At 45.8% G+C, this 20,857-nt stretch carries 12 protein-coding genes; 7 read left to right on the forward strand and 5 right to left on the reverse strand.

Annotated elements, in window-relative coordinates; translation table 11 throughout:
- Positions 1-61: 61 nt before the first annotated feature.
- The 5 genes from MKZ16_RS08845 to MKZ16_RS08865 all read left to right on the forward strand — a co-directional run bounded on the left by MKZ16_RS08845 (position 62) and on the right by MKZ16_RS08865 (position 7,075).
- Positions 62-1,375: a sugar ABC transporter permease gene (locus tag MKZ16_RS08845; RefSeq protein ID WP_036684375.1), complete on the forward strand. Its 1,314-nt coding sequence runs from the start codon at positions 62-64 to the stop codon at positions 1,373-1,375.
- Entirely contained in the window at positions 1,372-2,214 is an 843-nt protein-coding gene (locus MKZ16_RS08850; RefSeq protein ID WP_036684372.1) for a sugar ABC transporter permease, read from the forward strand. The genes MKZ16_RS08845 and MKZ16_RS08850 overlap by 4 nt, the downstream gene beginning before the upstream one ends.
- A 97-nt stretch (positions 2,215-2,311) precedes the next feature.
- On the forward strand, positions 2,312-4,366 hold the full coding sequence (locus tag MKZ16_RS08855) for a methyl-accepting chemotaxis protein (RefSeq protein ID WP_081393326.1): 2,055 nt from the start codon (positions 2,312-2,314) through the stop codon (positions 4,364-4,366).
- A gap of 152 nt (positions 4,367-4,518) precedes the next feature.
- The gene (locus MKZ16_RS08860; RefSeq protein ID WP_094903395.1) at positions 4,519-5,448 is read left to right on the forward strand and encodes an AraC family transcriptional regulator; all 930 of its coding nucleotides are present in this window, start codon (positions 4,519-4,521) and stop codon (positions 5,446-5,448) included.
- A 121-nt stretch (positions 5,449-5,569) separates the two neighbouring features.
- Positions 5,570-7,075, forward strand: coding sequence for an alpha-glucosidase/alpha-galactosidase (locus MKZ16_RS08865; protein ID WP_076103979.1), 1,506 nt, complete (start codon positions 5,570-5,572; stop codon positions 7,073-7,075).
- A gap of 774 nt (positions 7,076-7,849) precedes the next feature.
- On the opposite strand, the gene yhbH is transcribed toward MKZ16_RS08865, so the two are convergent.
- The 4 genes from yhbH to MKZ16_RS08885 all read right to left on the reverse strand — a co-directional run bounded on the left by yhbH (position 7,850) and on the right by MKZ16_RS08885 (position 18,369).
- The gene (yhbH, locus tag MKZ16_RS08870; RefSeq protein WP_036684553.1) at positions 7,850-9,013 is read right to left on the reverse strand and encodes a sporulation protein YhbH; all 1,164 of its coding nucleotides are present in this window, start codon (positions 9,011-9,013) and stop codon (positions 7,850-7,852) included.
- A gap of 173 nt (positions 9,014-9,186) precedes the next feature.
- Positions 9,187-10,872 carry a DUF11 domain-containing protein gene (locus MKZ16_RS08875; protein ID WP_076103978.1) on the reverse strand — a complete coding sequence of 562 codons (1,686 nt, stop codon included), beginning with the start codon at positions 10,870-10,872 and terminating at the stop codon, positions 9,187-9,189.
- Complete coding sequence (locus MKZ16_RS08880; protein WP_339815575.1) at positions 10,869-17,606, reverse strand: hypothetical protein; 6,738 nt, start codon at positions 17,604-17,606, stop codon at positions 10,869-10,871. The genes MKZ16_RS08875 and MKZ16_RS08880 overlap by 4 nt, the downstream gene beginning before the upstream one ends.
- A gap of 118 nt (positions 17,607-17,724) precedes the next feature.
- Positions 17,725-18,369 (reverse strand): methyltransferase domain-containing protein, encoded by a 645-nt coding sequence (locus MKZ16_RS08885; protein WP_076103977.1) that lies wholly within the window; start codon positions 18,367-18,369, stop codon positions 17,725-17,727.
- Between the two features lie 200 nt (positions 18,370-18,569).
- On the opposite strand from MKZ16_RS08885, the gene MKZ16_RS08890 reads away from it, so the two are divergent.
- Complete coding sequence (locus MKZ16_RS08890; RefSeq protein WP_036684361.1) at positions 18,570-19,058, forward strand: hypothetical protein; 489 nt, start codon at positions 18,570-18,572, stop codon at positions 19,056-19,058.
- Between the two features lie 772 nt (positions 19,059-19,830).
- On the opposite strand, the gene MKZ16_RS08895 is transcribed toward MKZ16_RS08890, so the two are convergent.
- Complete coding sequence (locus MKZ16_RS08895; protein WP_051491333.1) at positions 19,831-20,292, reverse strand: hypothetical protein; 462 nt, start codon at positions 20,290-20,292, stop codon at positions 19,831-19,833.
- Between the two features lie 170 nt (positions 20,293-20,462).
- Between MKZ16_RS08895 and MKZ16_RS08900 the strand changes: the two genes are divergently transcribed.
- On the forward strand, positions 20,463-20,846 hold the full coding sequence (locus tag MKZ16_RS08900; RefSeq protein ID WP_076104488.1) for a DUF423 domain-containing protein: 384 nt from the start codon (positions 20,463-20,465) through the stop codon (positions 20,844-20,846).
- The last annotated feature ends 11 nt before the right edge of the window (positions 20,847-20,857 follow it).

The raw sequence follows: 20,857 nt of genomic DNA on the forward strand, positions 1-20,857 counted from the left end.
CGCCGCATGTTTAGCGGCTGGCAGCTTCTTATTTTCACTCTGAGAGGAGAACGGAAGCGAAATGCAACGACATCGCACGAGGGCCGCAATACTGTCGACGATTTTTATGGGATTGGGACAAATATATAACCGCCAATTCGTTAAAGGAATATTATATTTAGCCGTAGAAGCTGTAGCCGTTTTTTATTTTATTGAGAATCTTGCCAACTCCTTATGGGGCATTGTAACACTAGGAGAGAATCCGAGTCGTCTGGTTAAAGTGAAGGGGATCGCCAAGATGGTTACCGGTGATCACTCGATTTATATTATGATCCAAAGCTTGATCACCATCCTTATTCTTATTCTATTGATTATCGCGTGGTATTTGAATATCAGAGATGCTTACAAGATTGGAGAAAAACGTGATAACGGTCTTCAGGCAAACACTTTTAAACAAAGTGTTCGTTATATCCTGGATTACAAGTTTGCTCAAGCGTTTCTAGTCTTGCCGGGCATTGGTGTTCTATTCTTTACGATTATGCCAATTATCTTCATGATCCTGTTGGCCTTTACGAACTATTCCGCACCTGATCATCTTCCACCCGCCAAATTGGTGGACTGGGTTGGATTTCAGACCTTTCGTAATTTATTGGTCCTTAAGACATGGAGCCACACTTTTTATGGTGTATTAACATGGACAATTATATGGGCAGTTCTTTCAACCATTACTACATACTTCGGAGGACTGTTGGTCGCTTTGCTGGTGAGTCAGAAGGGCATTCGCTTCAAAGGAATGTGGAGAGTAATTCTGATTGTGCCTTACGCGGTGCCACAGTTAATCTCGCTTCTGCTCATGCGCAACTTATTTAACGGTCAATTCGGGCCTATCAATCAATACATGGGGTATTTTGGACTGGATGGATTACCGTGGCTGACTGACCCATTCTGGGCTAAGGTTACCGTAATTATCGTTAATATGTGGGTAGGTATTCCTGTTTCTATGCTGCTTATCATGGGCGTTCTGACTACTATCCCACGGGATATGTATGAAGCTGCTGAGGTGGATGGAGCATCGGGTTATCAGAAGTTCCGTATCGTAACGTTGCCGATGGTATTGTTCTCCACAGCACCAACCTTGATTACGCAGTTTGCAGGTAACATCAACAACTTTAACGCAATCTTCCTATTAACTGGGGGTAGTCCGGTAAATGGTGACTATCAATATGCCGGTTCTACGGACTTGCTAGTAACCTGGTTATACAAATTAACGCTTGATCAGAATAAAAACAACATGGCTTCGGCAATAGGGATTATTATCTTTATCATTGTCGCTTCATTCTCCCTGTACAATTACCGCCGGACGAAGTCATTTAAAGAGGAGGATATGATCCAATGAGCAGAAAAGTCGCGAACATTATTCGCTTAGCAGGTAGTTATATTATCTTGATTGCTTTGTCGATAGCTGCACTCTATCCTGCCCTTTGGATTCTCTTAGCTTCCTTCCGACCTGGTAAATCATTGTACAGCAAAACGTTTATTCCCGAGCAATTCACTTTATCACATTACAGAGAATTGTTCACATCACCCAGCTATATGTTTGGGACTTGGTATGCCAATACCTTGAAAATAGCTGTGTTCTCGATGCTTATCGGGGTAGTTCTTACTTTGTTAACCAGTTATGCCGTATCCAGATTCCGGTTTAAAGCGCGTAAAACAGCGTTATCCACCGTATTGATTCTTGGTATGTTCCCTGGTTTTATGAGTATGATCGCTATTTATATGCTGCTTAAAGAGTTTAATTTGCTGGATACACATATTGCGTTAATTATCGTTTATGCGGCTGGGGCACCGCTGGGTGGGACCTTTATCGCTAAAGGGTTCCTGGATACGATTCCTCGTTCTTTGGATGAGGCGGCTCGAATAGATGGGGCGAGTAATTTCGGGATATTTATGCGGATCATCTTACCCTTGTCACGTCCTATGATCACTTACATGGCGCTGACTCAGTTTGTTGGTCCTTGGGTGGATTTCATTTTCGCCAGACTTATTTTGCGGACGAAGGAGAACTGGACGGTCGCAGTCGGAATGTGGGATATGGTTAACACGAACCAAAACACGAACTTTACCTTGTTCTCTGCGGGTGCGGTTTTGATCTCCATTCCAATTATGATTTTGTTTGTATTCTTGCAACGTCTGCTAGTAGATGGCTTGACAGCAGGAGCAAGTAAGGGGTAAACCCATTCGCTCGCTTCATGCTAATAAATAATCAGGGTACAGCCTTTATACAGAAATGGAGGGCTGTACCCTTATTTCGTCATGGGGAGTGAACTTAATGAAAAAGTCCTGGACTCTATATTTTAAATCTGTTGGAGTTAAACTGTTCGTTATTTTATTTAGTTCTATAGTTCTCTTATCCTCTGTGCTAGGATTAACTTCCTATTTTGCCGCCAAAAATATCATTACGAATGAGGTTGCTGCAGCCTCCACACAATCTGTAGTTCAGGCAGCGGACAAGCTGGATTTTGTGCTGGCAGAGTATGAGGCACTATCAAGGCAGTTTGCACTCGACTCTGTGTTAAAGGGTGATTTAGAAAAAATAAATAGTGGCGAGCTTACAACTGTGGCCAAAGCGGGTGCTGAAGATCGGATTCGCAGAAAGCTGGACTTGGTAAAAGGGTCTGATGAGCGGATGTATGGCGTCAGGCTGGTATCCAAGAGCTTGGTAGAATCAGAATCTTATAAATCTACCGGTATAAGTGGGATTCGTAGTGATGAAGGCATTTCCGCAAGATTAGAGCAAATTGCCGCAGCTAAAGGAGAGCCAGCCTGGTTTCCCGTTCGTGAGAAAGGCTTTTTTGATGCTTATACTGAGCCATCCTTAACTATGGGGAGATTGCTGCGTAATCTTGTACATCCCGAAGCGGAGTATTACATGCTAATCGAAGTGAAAGGGAAGGCCATGACTGAAATGCTGTCTAACCTTCAGATTGGGATGACCGGTGAAATTCGTATCTTGAGTGCGGATGGCAGCATTGTGTATGGTGTGGATCAAGCTAAGCTGGGTCAACCCTCTTACATAAAAGTTTCAGAAGAACAAGGTAAAGAGCAGAATCATTCATTTACAGCGGAGGATGAGAACGGAAGTTCTCAGCTTGTTGTATACCAGCCCTTGGCTACTGCCAAGTGGACGCTTATGGGGTATGCTCCCGTCAGTGATTTTACCAAGTCTGCGGACAAGCTTTTATATATTACATTTTCTGTGGTGCTAGCGGCAGCCTTAATAGCACTACTAATCGGTTATATTCTTGTTCGTTTGGTAGGGCGTCCGCTGGGTAAGCTGGCAGTCTTGATGGAAGAAGGAGAGCATGGGAACCTACAGGTACGAACCCATTTTAAGGGCAAGGACGAGATTGGCCGCTTGGGTCACAGCTTCAACAAAATGATGGAGCAGATCTCTTTGCTTGCAAGGCAGAGCGGGAATTCGGCAGATGAAGTCCTCCTTACTTCGGAACAATTAGTACAAGCATCAAGTACAATCTCCCTCCATGCCAGAGAGGTTGCGACCGCTACCGGTGAGATTGCAGCGGGGTCAGCCAGCCTCGCTGTTGAAGCCGAACGCAGTTATCACAATGTTGAGATTATCGGCAGCAAAATGAGTGAAGTGACGGAAATAAATACAGTGATGGACCATTCAGCAGAACGGGTCATTGAGGTTAGCAATCAAGGTACAGAGCTGATGAAGCTGCTAGTAGAACAAAGTGAGTCTACGGTAGAGATGATCAATCGAATTCAAGATAATTCTACTAAGCTCAGAGAAAGCACCCATTTAATTCGCAGTATTCTCAGCCCTATGATTGCCGTGAATAAGCAAACCAATATTTTGGCGCTAAATGCTACCATAGAAGCAGTTAGGGCAGGTGCGGCCGGAAGAGGGTTCATAGTGATTGCTGATGAAATCAGGCAGCTCGCTAACCAGTCGAATGAGTCGATTCAATCGGTCTCCAAGATCACGGAAGAGATTGGTCTACATATCGAGAACACCGTTAAGGATATCAATGAAGCCGCTCCTAAGTTCCGTGAACAAATCTCTTCTGTAAGAGAGTCGTCAACGATATTTGCGAGTGTCAAAGAGGAAATGGAACATTTCATGAGACATATTAGTGAATCTTCTGCTTCTGTCCTCGAATTGATTGAGTTCCAGCGTCAACTTGGTGAATCCATGGCCAGCGTCAGCTCCATTGTCCAGCAGACCACAGCTTCGACGGAGGAGGTAGCTTCTATGTCATCTCAGCAATTTACGGTTAGTGAGGAATTGGTTGCCTTATCGGAAAAGCTGGAGGGCTTGGCAGCGGATCTCAAGCACTCTTTGGTTTCTTTTCAAGTATGACAATAATATTCTAATAGAGACGAGCAATTTTCCAGTATAGTGGAGAGTTGCTCGTTTTTGTTGATTTGATCGCTATCGGAGGTTATCTTGTCTTCGAAGTGGCTAAAGGGATACACTTGTATTAAGTAATAAATGAAGAAAGTAGTGATCCATTGACGAACTTAAATCTGAGTCCTAGCGGGAGTCTTTTTCAGCAGGTTTTAATCGAGGGAGATTATAGTCCTCATTTTTTTGCTTACTATTATAAACAGTGGAATAACTACAATATGTCTTACCATCAGCATAATTCAACGGAAATCATGTATTTGATCTCAGGGAGTTGTATCGTAGATGTCCGTCCAAGCTCAGGAGGAGAAGAGAGAGTTCGGCTGAAGCGGGGAGAATTGATCATCCTAGACGCGAATGTTCCGCATAGGCTAATTGTTGAAGAGGGGGCACCTTGTCGGATGCTAAATGTGGAATTTGGCTTCATGGAATATAGAGGGGTTGCACCCTCTGTCGGCAAGCTAGCCCGTGAAGAAACGGCGCTCGCAGAAATGCTGCAGCTTCCTTTTTCCAGTTTAGTAATGCCTGATCCGGAGGAAATCTATCATGTTCTAAAGGGACTTGTGTTAGAGCTTGATCAGAGCGGCGGGAAGGGGGGAAGTATGGTTGATTTATTATTTTGTGAGCTTCTGTTGCGATTATCCAGACTTCGGCAAGAGCAGCTTCATACCAGCCAACAGCCCTCGCAGCTTTATGTGCGCCGTAGCATCGAATTTCTGCATCAGAACTATGACCAGAACATTCAGGTTAAGGACATCGCTGCCGCAGTAAATCTGCATCCCGGATATTTACATCGAATTTTCAAGAGCCATACGGGTCGGACACTCAGCGATTACTTGAATATGCTGCGAATGGAGAAGGCGAAGATGCTGCTTGGGCAGAGCGACATCCCGATTGCTGAAATTGCAGATTACGTAGGAATTAGCAGCAGGCAATATTTTCACCTTCTTTTTAAAAAATACGCCGATTGCACGCCTGTAGAATTCCGCAATTCCATTGAGCGTCACGCCTGGAGTTATGAAGAGCATGATTTTTAGTTGATAGGTTAGGATTTTTGACACCTTCTTTCAAAAGAGGTCATGATATTGGTTACGCTTTCCTCAGGTCCCTTGCTACAATGGACAGGAACAACCAATTCATTACCGGAGGATGATAACCATGTCATTTAAAGTGTCTTTTATAGGGGCAGGCAGCATTGGATTTACCCGTGGATTGTTGCGGGACTTACTAACTGTACCGGAATTTAAAAATATCGAAGTCTCATTTATGGATATTAACAGCCACAATCTGGAGATGGTCACGGAGCTATGCCAGCGTGATATTAAGGAGAATGGTTTAAATATACAAATTCAGGCCACAACGGATCGCAGAGAAGCACTGAAGGATGCTAAGTACGTATTTTGTACTATTCGGATGGGTGGGCTTGAAGCCTTTGCTACGGATGTGGACATTCCCTTAAAATACGGAGTCGATCAGTGTGTGGGAGATACTCTGTGTGCGGGAGGTATCATGTACGGGCAACGCGGAATTGCGGAGATGCTGAATATTTGCCGTGATATTAGGGAGATGGCAGCACCGGATGTGCTTTTGCTTAACTATTCGAACCCGATGGCTATGCTGACCTGGGCCTGCAATAAATATGGTGGTGTTCGGACCATCGGTCTATGTCATGGTGTACAGCATGGGCACCAACAAATTGCGGATGTGTATGGGCTTAAGAAATCCGAAGTTGATATTATCTGTGCGGGCATCAATCACCAGACCTGGTATATTTCAGCAAGTCATGAGGGGAAGGATCTGACCGAAGGTCTTTTAGAGGCTTTTGAGAAACATCCGGAATTCAGCCGTACGGAAAAAGTGCGCATTGATATGTTACGTCGCTTTGGCTACTATAGTACAGAATCCAATGGACACTTAAGTGAGTACGTGCCATGGTACCGTAAACGCAGTGATGAAATTATGGATTGGATCGATCTGGGGAGCTGGATTAACGGAGAAACTGGTGGTTATCTGCGTGTCTGCACGGAAGGTCGAAATTGGTTCGAGACAGATTTTCCAAACTGGATGAAAGACGCGGCACTGGAGTATACGAAGGAGAATCGCGGGGAAGAGCACGGCTCTTATATTATAGAAGGCTTGGAAACGGGACGAGTGTACCGGGGGCATTTTAATACAGTGAACAATGGCGTGATTTCTAATCTGCCAGATGACGCTATTATCGAAGCACCGGGATATGTAGACCGGAACGGGATCTCCATGCCGCTGGTAGGCGAATTGCCGCTTGGACCTGCCGCCGTATGCAACGTTAGTATTTCAGTACAACGTCTGGCGGTTGAAGCAGCTGTACACGGCGATGATAAGCTGTTGCGTCAGGCATTTATGATGGACCCACTCGTTGGTGCCGTATGTAATCCAAAAGAAATCTGGCAGATGGTCGATGAGATGCTCGTCGCAGGGGAACAGTGGCTGCCTCAATACAGCGAAGCTATTGCTAAGGCCAAGGAACGTTTGGCTTCAGGAGAGCTTATCCCAACGAACGCTAACAACGAGGGCGCTGCTCGCCTGAAGGTGAAGACGGTGGATGAGATGATGCAGGACCGGGAAGCAGCGAACAAAAATGCTGGTGAGTCTGATAAAGGCAAGGATAGAGAGAAGGTTCATTAGGGTGTAGTGGTGAACGCTTTTTAAATATAAATAACCTCCACATTCCAGAGTTTGGGATTGGAGGTTATTTGCATGGTGGAAATCTAAGCGGGGGAAAAACAAAACAGCAGTCATAGCTTACGATAACAAGCTGACATGGGTGGGGAGTACAAGTTTATCGGTACCGATCCAAATTGTGAAATTAGGTGTATAGTAGGAGTTATTATGTAACTGAAAAAAGAAAGTTAGTTTAATTTCACTGGCTTATTTTTTAATCTATACCGTAGCGCCGAGCGCTACAGTAATCCCACACAGTTGCCCTACATACTATTCTGACGCATTCTTTGATATTTACGGACTCAGATGAGCAATTTGCCCATCCCCGATACTTACGGACCCAGATGACACTATTTAGCAATTTATCCCTTTGGAGCATGATTTCGGACCCCAGTGCAGCTATTGCTCAGAATGAAGCTCGTTTTTGGTGTTTTTCGTGCTAATAGTAGCTATGGGGTCCGATAGCAATCCAAATGTGCGCTAAAGCTACTTATAAGGTCATCTGTGTCCGAATGCGCCGATCCCCCAGTAATTCCAAAGTTGCCCTACATACTATTCTGCGTATCCCCTGATCTTGCGGACCCAGATGACGCTATTTGCTCATCCCCGATGCCTACGGACCCAGATGACGCAATTTACGAAGTTTGTTGTTTTGTTCAAGAAGGAGCAACGCCAAAAACGCGGATGTCCCATCAGCCATTCTTGGCTTTTGGGACACCCGCGTTTTGGAGTGGGGCATTAAGAATTAACCGTACCCTTTGGACTAAAGAAGGTCTTCAGCGCCTGATACACTTCTTTTTTGTCTTTAATGACATAATGCATGAATTGTTCATGTTTCAGGTGGCGATAAGCTGACATTAAGGTACTGCTACGATTGTATTGATTCACCTCACCGTAGCCGAACATATTGCTTCGTTTCAGCAGTTCTCCGATCAGCTTCACACAACGTTCGTTGTCGGAGGTGAGATTATCACCATCGGAGAAGTGAAATGGATAAATATTGTACTGTGCTGGCGGGTAGCGGCTATCGATAATTTCAATCGCTCGCTGATATGCTGAGGAACAAATCGTTCCCCCGCTTTCGCCACGGGTGAAGAAATCATGCTCACTGACTTCCTTAGCCTCCGTATGGTGGGCGAGAAAGACAATCTCTACCTTCTCATACTGGCGGCGCAGAAAACGGGTCATCCAGAAGAAGAAGCTGCGGGCGCAGTATTTTTCAAAAGAACCCATCGAACCTGACGTATCCATCATGGCAATAATGACCGCATTGGAATGAGGGGTTCTAATATCATCCCATGTTTTGTAGCGCAGATCATCTGGGCTGATACTGTGGATGCCGGGATTGCCGCTGCTTGCATTGCGCCGAAGATTCTCCAGCAGCGTACGTTTTTTATCGATGTTGGACATCATCCCTTTTTTACGAATATCGTTAAAAATAATGGATTTGACCTCGATCTCTTCCTTATTCTTAGGCTTCAAATGTGGTAATTCCATATCCTGAAATAGAATGTCCTCCAGGTCTTCCAGATTGACCTCTGCTTCCACGGTGTCTTGACCGGGCTGATCGCCTGCTTTTTCTCCTTTGCCTGGCTGTGCCGATTGTGAATCGCGCCCAAGCACATCTCCGACCTGGCTTTCTCCGTCCCCCTGTCCTACATGCTTCTGTTTACGGAAGTTATAAATAATCCGGTATTCATCCAGACTGCGAATCGGAACCTTCACAATCTGCTTACCGCCTGACAAGATAATATTCTCTTCGGTAACGAGGTCAGGCAAATTATCCTTGATGGCTTCTCTGACCTTTTGCTGATGGCGTTCCTGATCCTGATGACCTTTACGATGAAGGGACCAATCTTCTTTTGAGACTACGAAGGAAAAGGGACCGGATGATTGCGACAGGATGACCACCTCCCATGGAATATGAATGTTGATTGAAGGAATCTTTTGCAAAGTATATATTTGGATCCCCCGCAAAGTACCTGAGTACGCATAGAGAGCAAAGCCTCACCTTGTGGGGATGTTTTGGGGTTGTAACTAAAGTATATTCATGGGGATGAGGGATATGTGATTTCTTATTCACTGATCTCATCTACGGTCAGCACATAACTGTTAGATTGACTTTCGCCAGAGTAGTCACGTCCATCCATATTGAAAGAGTATTGAGCATTCACGGAGCCCTTAAGGAAACGACCCATTACCTGTTCACTCACCTGGATAAAATAATGAATGTTAACCATAGATGCAGCATTAACTATTCCCAGCGGCAAGGTGCCGGTAAATGAAGATTGTGGATTCGGAACTCCATCAATTACAATGCTGTTGGGATCAAGAAAACATTTTTCCGGGGTTAGACGATTCAGAGATATTTCCGCAGGCCAATTTCCGTTATTGGTTAGTGAGATCCAGCATTGGACTCGCTCACCTGCTTCTACAATAGTTGGTTTTGCATGGACTACCAGTGAAATGACAGGTGTGACTACTAGGGTGGTAACTGTATTGGAACGAGAGGTTTGTCGTACGGTCCGTCCGTCTGGAAGCACAAAGGTATACTGAACGCTAGCATGGTTTTGTACGGCTGCGATTTCATGTATGTTAATGGCTGCAGGTATACTCACTTGAAAAACTACAACTGCTGTAGTTCCGCCTCTTAAAGAACCTAACTGGATGCCTTCCGCTGGTCGTGCACCTTTTTGCAACACTCCATTTAAGAGAACACTATCCCATACGAAAAGAGCACCTGAAGGTATAGCATCTGTTAGGACTGCATTTACAGCCAGATTCCCGTTGTTGGTTACCGTAAGCTCATATCTCAAATTGTCGCCCGGAGCTGCTGTAACATGATCCACTTTTTTACTAATGGTGACCCCCGCTTGGACAAGTGAGACAACCGCAGTGTTACTTTCGGTCGTAATTGTATGCTCATCAACTGAATAGGTGACAATTGCACTATTGGTCAAGGCTAACGAGGGAGAATACTCTGTTACCCGGACACGAAAAGTAATATCAACGCTTAGGTCTGTGTCCAGCGAACCGAGTAATATTCCTTTCGCCGGGTCTGCTTCTGGGTAATAAATCCCACCTGCAATGACACTGCCTGGAATAAACACTGTCCCGTCCGGAATAGAAATTGTTGCACTGATTTGAGTTAAGAGGCTGTTGCCTTCATTTGTAAGTCGCAAGGTGTAAGTTACTACATCCCCAATAAAAGAAGTCGGAGTACTTGCAGACAAAGAGGTCGAGAGCTGGTAGGAGCGTAAAGAAACCAGTACAGAGTTAGACGCAAGCTCACCCTTAACGGTTCTTCCCTCCGGAGTGGAAAAAGAAAAACGGCCTAGCGCTTTATTTTGCAGCACTAGGGAAGACGGCAGCGAAATGATGACGACTTGAAAGGCGATGCTCACTTGACTCTGCGGTGCAATAGAACCAAGGGGGATGCCTGAAGACGGTGTAGCCCCCGGAAGAGGCACACCGTCTCTGAGTACACTGTTGGAAATAAAGGATACACCTTCTGGAAGAATGTCAAACACCGTCAAAAAAGCATCTGTATTTCCATTATTACTGGCTTTAATGGTATACACCAAAGTGTCGCCTAAAGAGGCGTGGAGTTTATCTGTACTCTTCAGCAATGAAAGCACGGGGCCCACGACCGGGGTGTTAACGGTATTGGAATAGACAATTCCATCAACACCCGCTGCCGAATTGAAGAGTACCATGGATTGATTGGTTACGACAGGTTGGGTACGTGAGCCGGGAATCATAACGCTACTACCTGAACCTGGAAGGTAATGGTTGAAGAAGCACCTGCAGCAATTGTACCAATTGCGATTCCCGAAGCCGGACTGCCACTAGGACGAGGGGCTCCATCTACGGTAATGCTTCCCGTTACGAACTGGCTGCCAGCTGGAATAGGGTCAACCATGATGACGTTATTGACTGGTGAAATCCCTAAGTTGGTGACAACTATCGTATAGGTAATGATATCGCCAACAACCGCATCAATAGAAGTAGTGCTCTTAACAACACTTACGTCCGGAGAAGATACAGGGATAATGAGGACGTTTGAGACAGAGGAGCCCGTGAGTGAACGTCCATCTGGCGGTGTGAATGTGAAATTTGCTGTAGCTTGATTGACCAACTGCTGCGGTGAAGGCAGGGACGCAATAGTAACCTGTAAGGTAATCGTTACTGTTACTGTACTTCCCGGAGCTACCGACCCAATACTTAAGCCTGTAGACGGATCTGATCCTGGTTGTGGTACCCCATTCACGAGCACGCTGTTTGGAACAAAGACAGCTCCGTTAGGGATGGTATCGGTGATAACTACATTTGCGATGAGGTTACCAGTATTCGTCACATTCAAGGAGTAAGTAATCGTATCTCCGACAGTTGCGGCGGTTCTGTCCGCCCCTTTGACAACTACAATAATAGGTTGATATACCGGAATTACTAGTGTATTTGAGAATGAGGAGCCTGAAAATGCGCCAGAGGTGAAACTGACAGAAGCCTGATTACTAAGCGTTGCAGGATTAGGGAGCACATTGACAATTGTGTTGAATGAGACTTGGAAAGATGCGCCTGGCGCAAGCGTGCCGAGCGAGATGCCGCTCGCTGGATTGGCGCTAGGGCGTGGAGTGCCATCTACGGTCACACTGCCAGCGACAAAGGTAGAGCCCGCAGGTATTGGATCACTGAGGTTAACGTTACTGATATTTGCTATTCCGCTGTTGGTAACAGTGAGATTATAAGTGATGGTATCGCCAACAACGGCATCGGTAGCTGTCGAAGATTTAGTGATGACAACGTTCGGTGAGGATACTGATATTGTTGTCGTATTGGAATTGATCGAACTGTTAAATGTCCGTCCATCCGGAAGCGTATATGCAAACGCGACCGAAGCTTGATTGAGCAGCTGTTGGCTTGCCGGCAATGTTGTGATAAGAACTGAGAAGATCACAGACAGGCTTCCGTTCGCGGAGATTACACCCAGTGGTATGCCAGCAGCCGGGTCTGCTCCTGGAGCAGGAGCACCTTGAATGAGTACACTGTTTGGAATAAACGTTGTACCCGCAGGAATGGTATCACTCAGGGTTGCTAAAGCACCGTAGTTGCCTGTGTTGGTCACATTGATAGTATAAGTAATCGTATCCCCAACTGTAGCATTGACTGAATTGGAGCTTTTTACTGCTGCAAGGATAGGCAGATAGACAGGTGTGGAGACGATATTTGAGAAAGCTACATTCGAGACAACACCTGAGGTGAAACTGACCGTTGACTGATTGTTTAACAATCCGGTAGCCGGCAGTGAAACTACATTTACGGTAAAAGCAACAGTTACGGTTACACCAGGTGCTATGCTGCCTAAGGTTACTCCAGTAGATGGGCTAACTCCTGTACGAGGCACACCGTCCACAAGCACGCTGCCTGTCACAAATGTAGTACCAGCAGGAAGTGCGTCTGTGAAGACCACATTATTTACAGTGGCAATACCGTTATTAGTTAAAGCTATGGAATAGGTGATAGTGTCACCGACCGTAGTTGATGTTGTGGTTGTAGTTTTAACTACAGCAATATTAGGTGAGGAGACAGGAATAGTGACGGTGTTAGAGAGTGCAGACCCATTAAGTGTACGTCCGTCGGGTAAGGTGAAGCTGAATGCTGTGGTTCCTTGATTGACCAGTTGCTGAGGACTAGGCAATGAAGTGATGTCAACCGTGAAAATGACTACGGTGGTTCCTCCAGGCTGTATTATTCCAGCTGCAATTCCGGTGGAAGGATCCGCTTGCGCTAAAGGGAGGCCGTTGATGAGCACACTATTCGGAACGAAAGTGGTACCTGCGGGAATATTATCCGTCAGTGTTAAATTAGCAGCATAGTTTCCTGTGTTACTCACTGTCAGTGTGTAGCTAACTGAATCGCCAACCGTGGCATTGGCTGTACTAGCACTCTTGACTACGGCAATGTTCGGCTGGAACACAGGGACTGTAACAGTATTAGAAAAAGTGGAGCTTGAAATAACGCCTGAAGTGAAGGTAACGGATGCCTGATTGATGAGTGAAGCTGTAGGAGGGACAGAGGTAACAGTAACACTGTAAGTAACCAGCGCTGAAGCACCGGCTGCTAGAGTGCCGATAGATATCCCCGAAGCAGGACTCAAGTTCGGGAATGGAACTCCGTTGACCGATACGCTGCCTGTTACAAAAGTACTCCCTGCCGGTGTAGGATCACTCAGCAAGACGCTAGTAACAGATTCTATACCATTATTAGTTATATTGACGTTGTAAGTGACCGTTTCACCAACAGCAACTGATGTTGAAGTGGTGCTCTTGGTAACGACAATGTTAGGAGCAGAGACTTGTAATGTGACAGTGTTAGACACAGCAGTCCCAGATAACGGTCTACCGTCAGGCGGAGTAAAGGTAAAGCTTGCGGAAGCCTGATTACTAATCTGCTGAGGTGTAGGTAAGGAGATGATATCAACGGTGAAGCTGACAGCAATACTGGCACCAGGAGCGACATTTCCTACAGCTATCCCTGTATCTGGGGCTGAACCAGGTTGAGGCATACCACCCACTATGACACTATTAGGAACGAAGACAGTACCTGCTGGGATATTATCAGTTAGTGTTAAATTTGCAGCCAAATTACCTGCGTTGCTAACAATCACTGTGTAGATGACAGAATCACCGACAACTAGAGCATCGAAATCGCCGTCTCCATCAGCGGCACTTTTTACTAAGGAGATTTGGGGCTGAATAACTGGTGTAGTTGTGATATTAGATGAAGAAGAACCGGAGAATACACCGGATGTAAAACTGACAGACGACTGATTGTTAATCTGTGATGGTATCGGCATTGTTATCCTCACCTCGAATGTTACGGTAGCTGTGACGCCAGGGCTCAAACTACCGATTGGAATGCCGGCGGACGGAACTGCTAGCGGCAGGGGAGTGCCACTTACAATTACGGTTCCGGGAATAAAAGCTACATTCTCAGGCAGAGGATCGCTGAGAATGATATTGCTTACTGTTGCAATACTGTTGTTGGTCAATACAGAGGTAAAGGTAAGGATATCACCAGTAACAGCAGTAGCAGCGTTTACGCTTTTTACAACACTGACGTTAGGGGCAGACACTGGGACAGAGAGCGTATTGGACACTACATTTCCACCGAGCTGACGCCCGTCTGGAAGGGTGAAATTATATGTCGCTGAAGCAGAGTTCAGCAATACTTGTGATGGAGGCAGGGCTGTGATTGTGACCAGAAAACTTACGGTGACACTGTCACCAGGAGCGAGCGGTCCAACTGGAATGCCAGTTGCCGGATTATATCCGGGCAAAGGCGTTCCTCCAATAATTACACTATTCGTGTCAAACACGGCTTGGGGTGGCAGGATATCAGTTACTAATAGAGTAGCTGCAATATTCCCGGTGTTGCTGATCAGGATGGAGTATGAGAGAGATCCCCCTACAGATGCCTGTGCTGCATTGGCGCTTTTGACCATACTAAGGATGGGCTGAAATACAGGTGTTACTATCGTGTTTGAGAGCGAAGAACCGGTGAACGCCCCAGAGGTGAAGGAGGCGCTGGCTCTGTTTGTAAACTGTGCTGGACTTGGCAAGGTAGCGACATTCACTCTAAAAGACACCGTGACAGAGCTGCCCGCGGCGATACTTTCGATTGCTATACCTGTACTTGGGTTAGCCGCTGCTACCGTCGAACCGTTGACAGTCACACTGCCTGCTACAAAAGCTCCCCCCGTAGGAATAGGGTCAGAGACAACGACGTTGGTGACAGCGACGCTGCTTGGGTTGGACACTACGACTGAATAAGTCAGATTTTCTCCAACCGCTATATTAGTCAGGTTTGCAGTTTTGGTTAGTGTAATGTTTGGAGCGGAGACCGGAATGGTTAGGGTATTGGACAGACTGGTCCCGGAGAATGATCTTCCACTTGGCAGTTGGTAGGTGTAATTGCTGCTGCCTTGGTTATTCAGAACAGGTGGAGCAGGCAGAGATTGCACAGAGACAAGGAAGGTCACAGGAACAGCTGCCCCTGAAGCTAAAGTACCTAAGTTAATTCCTGTAAGTGGAGAGTCAGCAGGTCTAGCAACACCGTTAACAGTTACACTTCCCGAGACAAAGGTGCTTCCTGAAGGAATATTGTCGCTCAGGGTTACAGCCGCCCCGATATTTCCAGAATTCTGAACATTTAACGTATAAAGAATATTGCCGCCTACAGTTGCACTGGAAACGTTCGAGCTTTTTGCAATTTGGATTACAGGCTGATACACGGGAGTTGTCGTCGTGTTTGAGACTGAAATGCCAGTAAAAGCACCCGAGCTAAAAGAGGCACTAGATTTATTCAATAGCTGAGCGGGACTGGGTAATGAGATAACGTTGACCTGAAAAGTGACGGCGACGGAGCTTCCTGGAGCGATGGTACCGACAGAAATCCCTGTTCCAGGATTAGCTGAGGGTTGTGACACACCGGCGACGGTAACACTTCCGGGGACCAGCGATGTACCCGCAGGGATGGTATCTGAGAGTGACACGTTGGTAATTGCTGCAATTCCGTTGTTGCTGATTACAGAGGTGTAGAGTAGTATATCTCCGACAGTTACGTCGGCGAATCCAGCGCTTTTGACTACGGTAACATTAGGTGTTCTAACTGGAATAGACAAAATGTTGGACGAGGCAGATCCAGCTACTGTTCGCCCATCTGGAACTTGAAACGTATAAGCGGCGCTTGCTTGGTCGACCAGCTGTGGCGGAGAAGGTAGGCTATTCACGATGACCCGAAATTGAACAGTAGAACTGCCACCGGCGGCAACCGTACCGATAGCAATCCCTGTGGCAGGGTTACCGGCGATAGGATTTCCATTGACGGTGAAGCTACCTGCGACATAAGAGCTGCCTGAAGGAATATTATCTGTAAGTGTTGTTACCGCGCCGATATTTCCTGTGTTAGTGATTTGAAGGGTATAGGTGATCTGATCTCCAACCGTAGCATTGGTAGTACTGGCTGATTTCACAATGTTAAGGACGGGTGAATATACAGGTAAGGTTACTGTATTAGATGGAATGACCCCAGTCATGATAGGGCCTCCGGCTACACTTTGAAATGTAAAGGCAGCATTAGCGGTATTAGCGATATTTTGCGGACTTGGTGGTAATGAAGTGACTTTGGCTTGATATGTAACAGTTATTGAACTGCTTAAAGCTAATGAGCCTAGTGAGATTCCTGCTGTAATATCAAAAGTAGGTCTGGAGACACCAGCAACAACTACGCTTCCAGTTACAAAAGTGGATCCTGCCGGCAGCGCATCTGATAAAACGACACTTGCTGCTCCCGCTGTTCCTGTATTACTGACAGTCACCGTATAAGTTACCGTATCACCGACTATGGGGCCGGCTACATTAGCGCTTTTAGTGAGGTTTATTTTTGGAGCATTGATATCAACCTGTATGGCATTACCGTTGAGTACATAAGCATCGCCTGAGGTGGTTAATTGTAATACGGCTGAAGATTGATTGTTTATCAGCCGTGCGGAGACGTCAACATTGGTAATATCCCAGCCTTGGCGACCACCGATAATGTTGGTTCCTGGATTTCCGTTTATTTGGTTGCGGTTTCCAAAGGTACCCGTTGTGTTTAGGTTACCTGCATCATTGTTAATCTGCGATGCAAAAAAGTTGTTGGCAAAGTTATTAGGTCCCGATAAAGCAACAAGTGTAGCAGAGGTTGGACCAAATAATGCCTGATCCCCCGAACGGTTGGCATCCCCCTCCTGCGCGCTGAATAACGCTCTGCCGCCAAGCGCACCAGTAATGGGTGTGGCAAATCCAGTTATTGTAGTGGATACCGGAGCTGAGTTTGCCTGTACAAGTATTGCACCTGCCCGAAGGGACATATTGCGAAAAGGTAAGGCTGTATTTTGGTAGATTACACCCAGCGTCCAGCCCGCATGGTTGGCTGTAGAATCACTAGGGATAACAATCGTACCCACTACACCGCCAGTGGTGTAGGTGCCGGCACCGCCTTGTTGGATAATGCTGGTCACGTTGGCGGAACGAACATATGCTGATGCACCACCTCCCAAATCGACTACGTTGCTCGTTGCTGAATCAGGAGTAACACTGAATGTAGTGCCGGCAGGGGTTATGAAGGAGACAGGGTTGTTAATGGCCGAACTAAGGTTTACATTTCCGTTAATATAGGTACCGCCCCAGATTAGCTCCGCATACAGTACGGTACTGCCTGAGGGTAGGACCAGTATGGCTGCTGAACTGTTGCTTGTATAAAGACTAGTAGTTCCGCTAGGATAGGTACCAAATGTTGATGAAGTATTAACAGTAGTAAAGCCACCGATGCTGTCTAGTGTCCCTGGCACTCCGATCGTATCGGAGCGGCTAAGTCCAAGCGTGTTGCCGGTAAATGTGATAGCACCGGTCGCATTGATCGTTGCCCGTACGACTAGTGGGATGATTCTCACCTCCTTCGAGGTTGGTTTTGATCAAAAGTGTGCCGTCCTATAACTAGGACGGCACAGTTAATACCTGTATGTTAGCCTATGACACAAAATGGGTATTAGTGTATGTCCCATCTTAAAATTATAGAAAAAATTGTCTGTTTTGTGATTTAAGTCTTCGTTCGACAAGAACATGAGGTTCAGGATAATGGCTTCTGCTCATCAGCTCTAACTCCTGATCGTTGATATTGTGCTTAACTACGACAAAATGGTACATGATTTCATGCACTACATTTGCTTGAAGGGTCTTTAGTATTTCTAGTTCTTCAGTTTCGTAAAGCGGATCTTCATAAGGATGCTGATAGAATAACTCCATCCGCAGCAACCGATAATCGAAGGGTGGTGCGGGTACAGGGTAGTCTGGAATAGCTGGGCATACTGGACCGGATGGAGGCTGGAAGAAGGATCCTGTAAAATGCCGGGGGGTATATTCGTCAAACTTCTGCTTGAAGGCAGGGTTGGACATATGGGCAAAGCTGTGGGCATAGGGTGCTAGAATGCAAACAACTGCTTTATGGATGCTAATTCTGTGAATTTCCGACAGGGCTGCGAATAAATTGTCCACATAAGGCAGTACACGGCTAGCCATAACAAACTCAGCACTATTGTCAGGGAGAGGAATCTCTTGGCAAATGTCACAGACAATATCTACATCAGGACCCGCGATCCGATCGATCCCGAGATAACCTGCTTCCTTATTAGATCCACAGCCGATATCGATTCTCAAGGGGCTCACTCCTTTGGGATAAATCAGGCTCACACTATTGTATTAATACCGCTGTAGCCTGCATCCGACGGATGCCTAATAGAAGCTGGAAGTTATCTAAAATTACTTCATATGAAACTTTCATAGAGTGGTTAACGTTATAGGAGTATACTTATGAAGATGACTTTGAAAATAATCGCCACATAGAGGAGGCACTCAACATGAAAAAACAACGTTCATTACCCGCCATAGCAGCGATTGCTGCCTTAACATTTGCCTTAACCGCTTGCGGTGGGAATAATTCGGCACAGACTTCAGGAGAACCGACTGCAACACCTTCTCCAACACCAACCGAGAGCGCAAGCACTGCTGAGCCTACAGAAGCTCCAAGCACTCCCGTACCCACTGAGAACCCAAGTACAGCCACACCAACCGAAAATCCGAGCACAGCTAAACCTAGTTCTACTCCAAAAGCTGAAGGTAAAACAATAAAAATGACGGCCGTTTATATCGGACAAATTGATAGTCATTCCGTTGAGATTGCGACAAAAGAAGGTCCAACCGCTTTTGAGATTTCAGCTGGAATGGAGAGCATACTTGACACTTTGAATTCGGATGATTCCGTAGTTATTGAATATGTGGAAAAAGCAGTGGAGGGCGATCCGTCCGTCAAGCAGCGTGTGCTGACAAAGCTGGCTCTAGCAAAATAATTGAATGTATTGATTTGCAAATTAATAGAGGGTGTCTCAGCAATCATATAGTGGTTGCTGGGACACCCTCGTATTTGTTAAGCATAGTTCTTGCTCAAAACACTAAACTTTGTTTGGTCGATCACAGTACGCATACCTAGCTGCATCACTATGGATCTAGCAGCACCACTATGGATCTAGCAGCCCCACTAACGGAACTGGTAGCCCCTATATTGGACTCAGCATCATCGGACCCAGCGGCCCTTATACGCAGCTTTTTCCGATATTTGAATTACTATCGGACCCCATCGCAGCTATTGCCATAAAAAGAGCCCAATATGAACCTTTTTCGATGCAATAGCGTCACTGGGGTCTGAAACTGTGCTCCAAAGGCGTAAAAAACGTAAATAACGTCATCTGAGTCCGTGAGCGGATGAGGGATAGGATTCAGCATTATCGGATTCAGCATTATCGGACTCAGCATCATCGGACCCAGCGGCCCTTATACGCAGCTTTTTCCGATATTTGAATTACTATCGGACCCCATCGCAGCTATTGCCATGAAAAGCGCCCAATAGGATCCTTTTTCGATGCAATAGCGTCACTGGGGTCCGAAACTCTGCTCCAAAGGGCGAAAATCCGTAAATAACGTCATCTGAGTCCGCAAGCCGTGGATGACGATGAGGACTCCCCGATGCAGATTTTACTTCATACATAAAATGAGGGTATCCCCACAACAGCTCAAAGTTGTTGGGATACCCTTTTTAATGAAGTTAACATGTTTAAAAGAAGCTTAAAGCGTTCCAGCATTGACTAGGAAGGTTGTAATAAGCAGCATAAAGAGTAAGATAATAACACCATTAACAATCGTGCCAATAATGCCAAACACCTTGCGACGTTTCCGAATGGAAAGCCCAATGATGCCGATGACTACTCCGATTACATTAAGAGCAGCTAAAATAATAACCGTTAATCCTAGAAGCATTATGAATTGCGAGGACTGGCTTAATAGTTCGGAATTCTCATTAACCAGTGAAGAAGACTTCATTATAATAGAGATAAAGATGGCTGCGTAGCCGATGATCGACACGAGACAGATAATGAATGAAGCAATACCAGGTCCAGAATGTTGAAGATCATGTTCTACTTTTTGATGCGTAGACGATAAATCAGCGCTTGGGTAATCCGGATGAGGGCTGGGATTTCCTACCTCTGCCGCAGGTACGTCTGATTTTGACAGAGAATTTAAGTCCATGGTTTGCACTCCTTGAGAGATTAGAATGAAAATGTTGTTAATATCCACTTTTTCATATTGATGCTAAAAAAGCAACCCCTGAATGAGGCAAATTAAAAAATGACTGCTGGAAATAGGAGCTGGCATTACGTTATGATAGAATGAGTCTAAAATTAAGGGGGTGTAATCATTTGCAACGGAAATTTATGGCCTGGGGGGCTGTGCTAGCAATGCTGGCAGTAGGAATTGGTGCTTTCGGTGCCCATCTACTAAAACCAGTTATCAGTGAAGACTATATGAAGGTATATGAGACTGGCGTGCAGTATCACTTGGTACATGCGCTGGGGATAATTCTCATCGCACTGGCTGTGGGCCAATGGGGCGAAAGTGCCCGATTACGTTGGGCGGGTCGGTTGTTAATTGCAGGTACCATTTTGTTCTCTGGCAGTTTGTATGTTCTGAGTATCTCCGGAATTAAGGTGCTAGGAGCGATTACACCTATCGGTGGGGTATGCTTTATAATTGGCTGGTTATGCCTTGCGATAGAAGGATTTTCACGTAAAACGTCGTCTTAGTTGTTAGGAAA

The sequence above is a fragment of the Paenibacillus sp. FSL R5-0928 genome (assembly GCF_037970385.1).
Lineage (GTDB): Bacteria > Bacillota > Bacilli > Paenibacillales > Paenibacillaceae > Paenibacillus_AQ > Paenibacillus_AQ odorifer.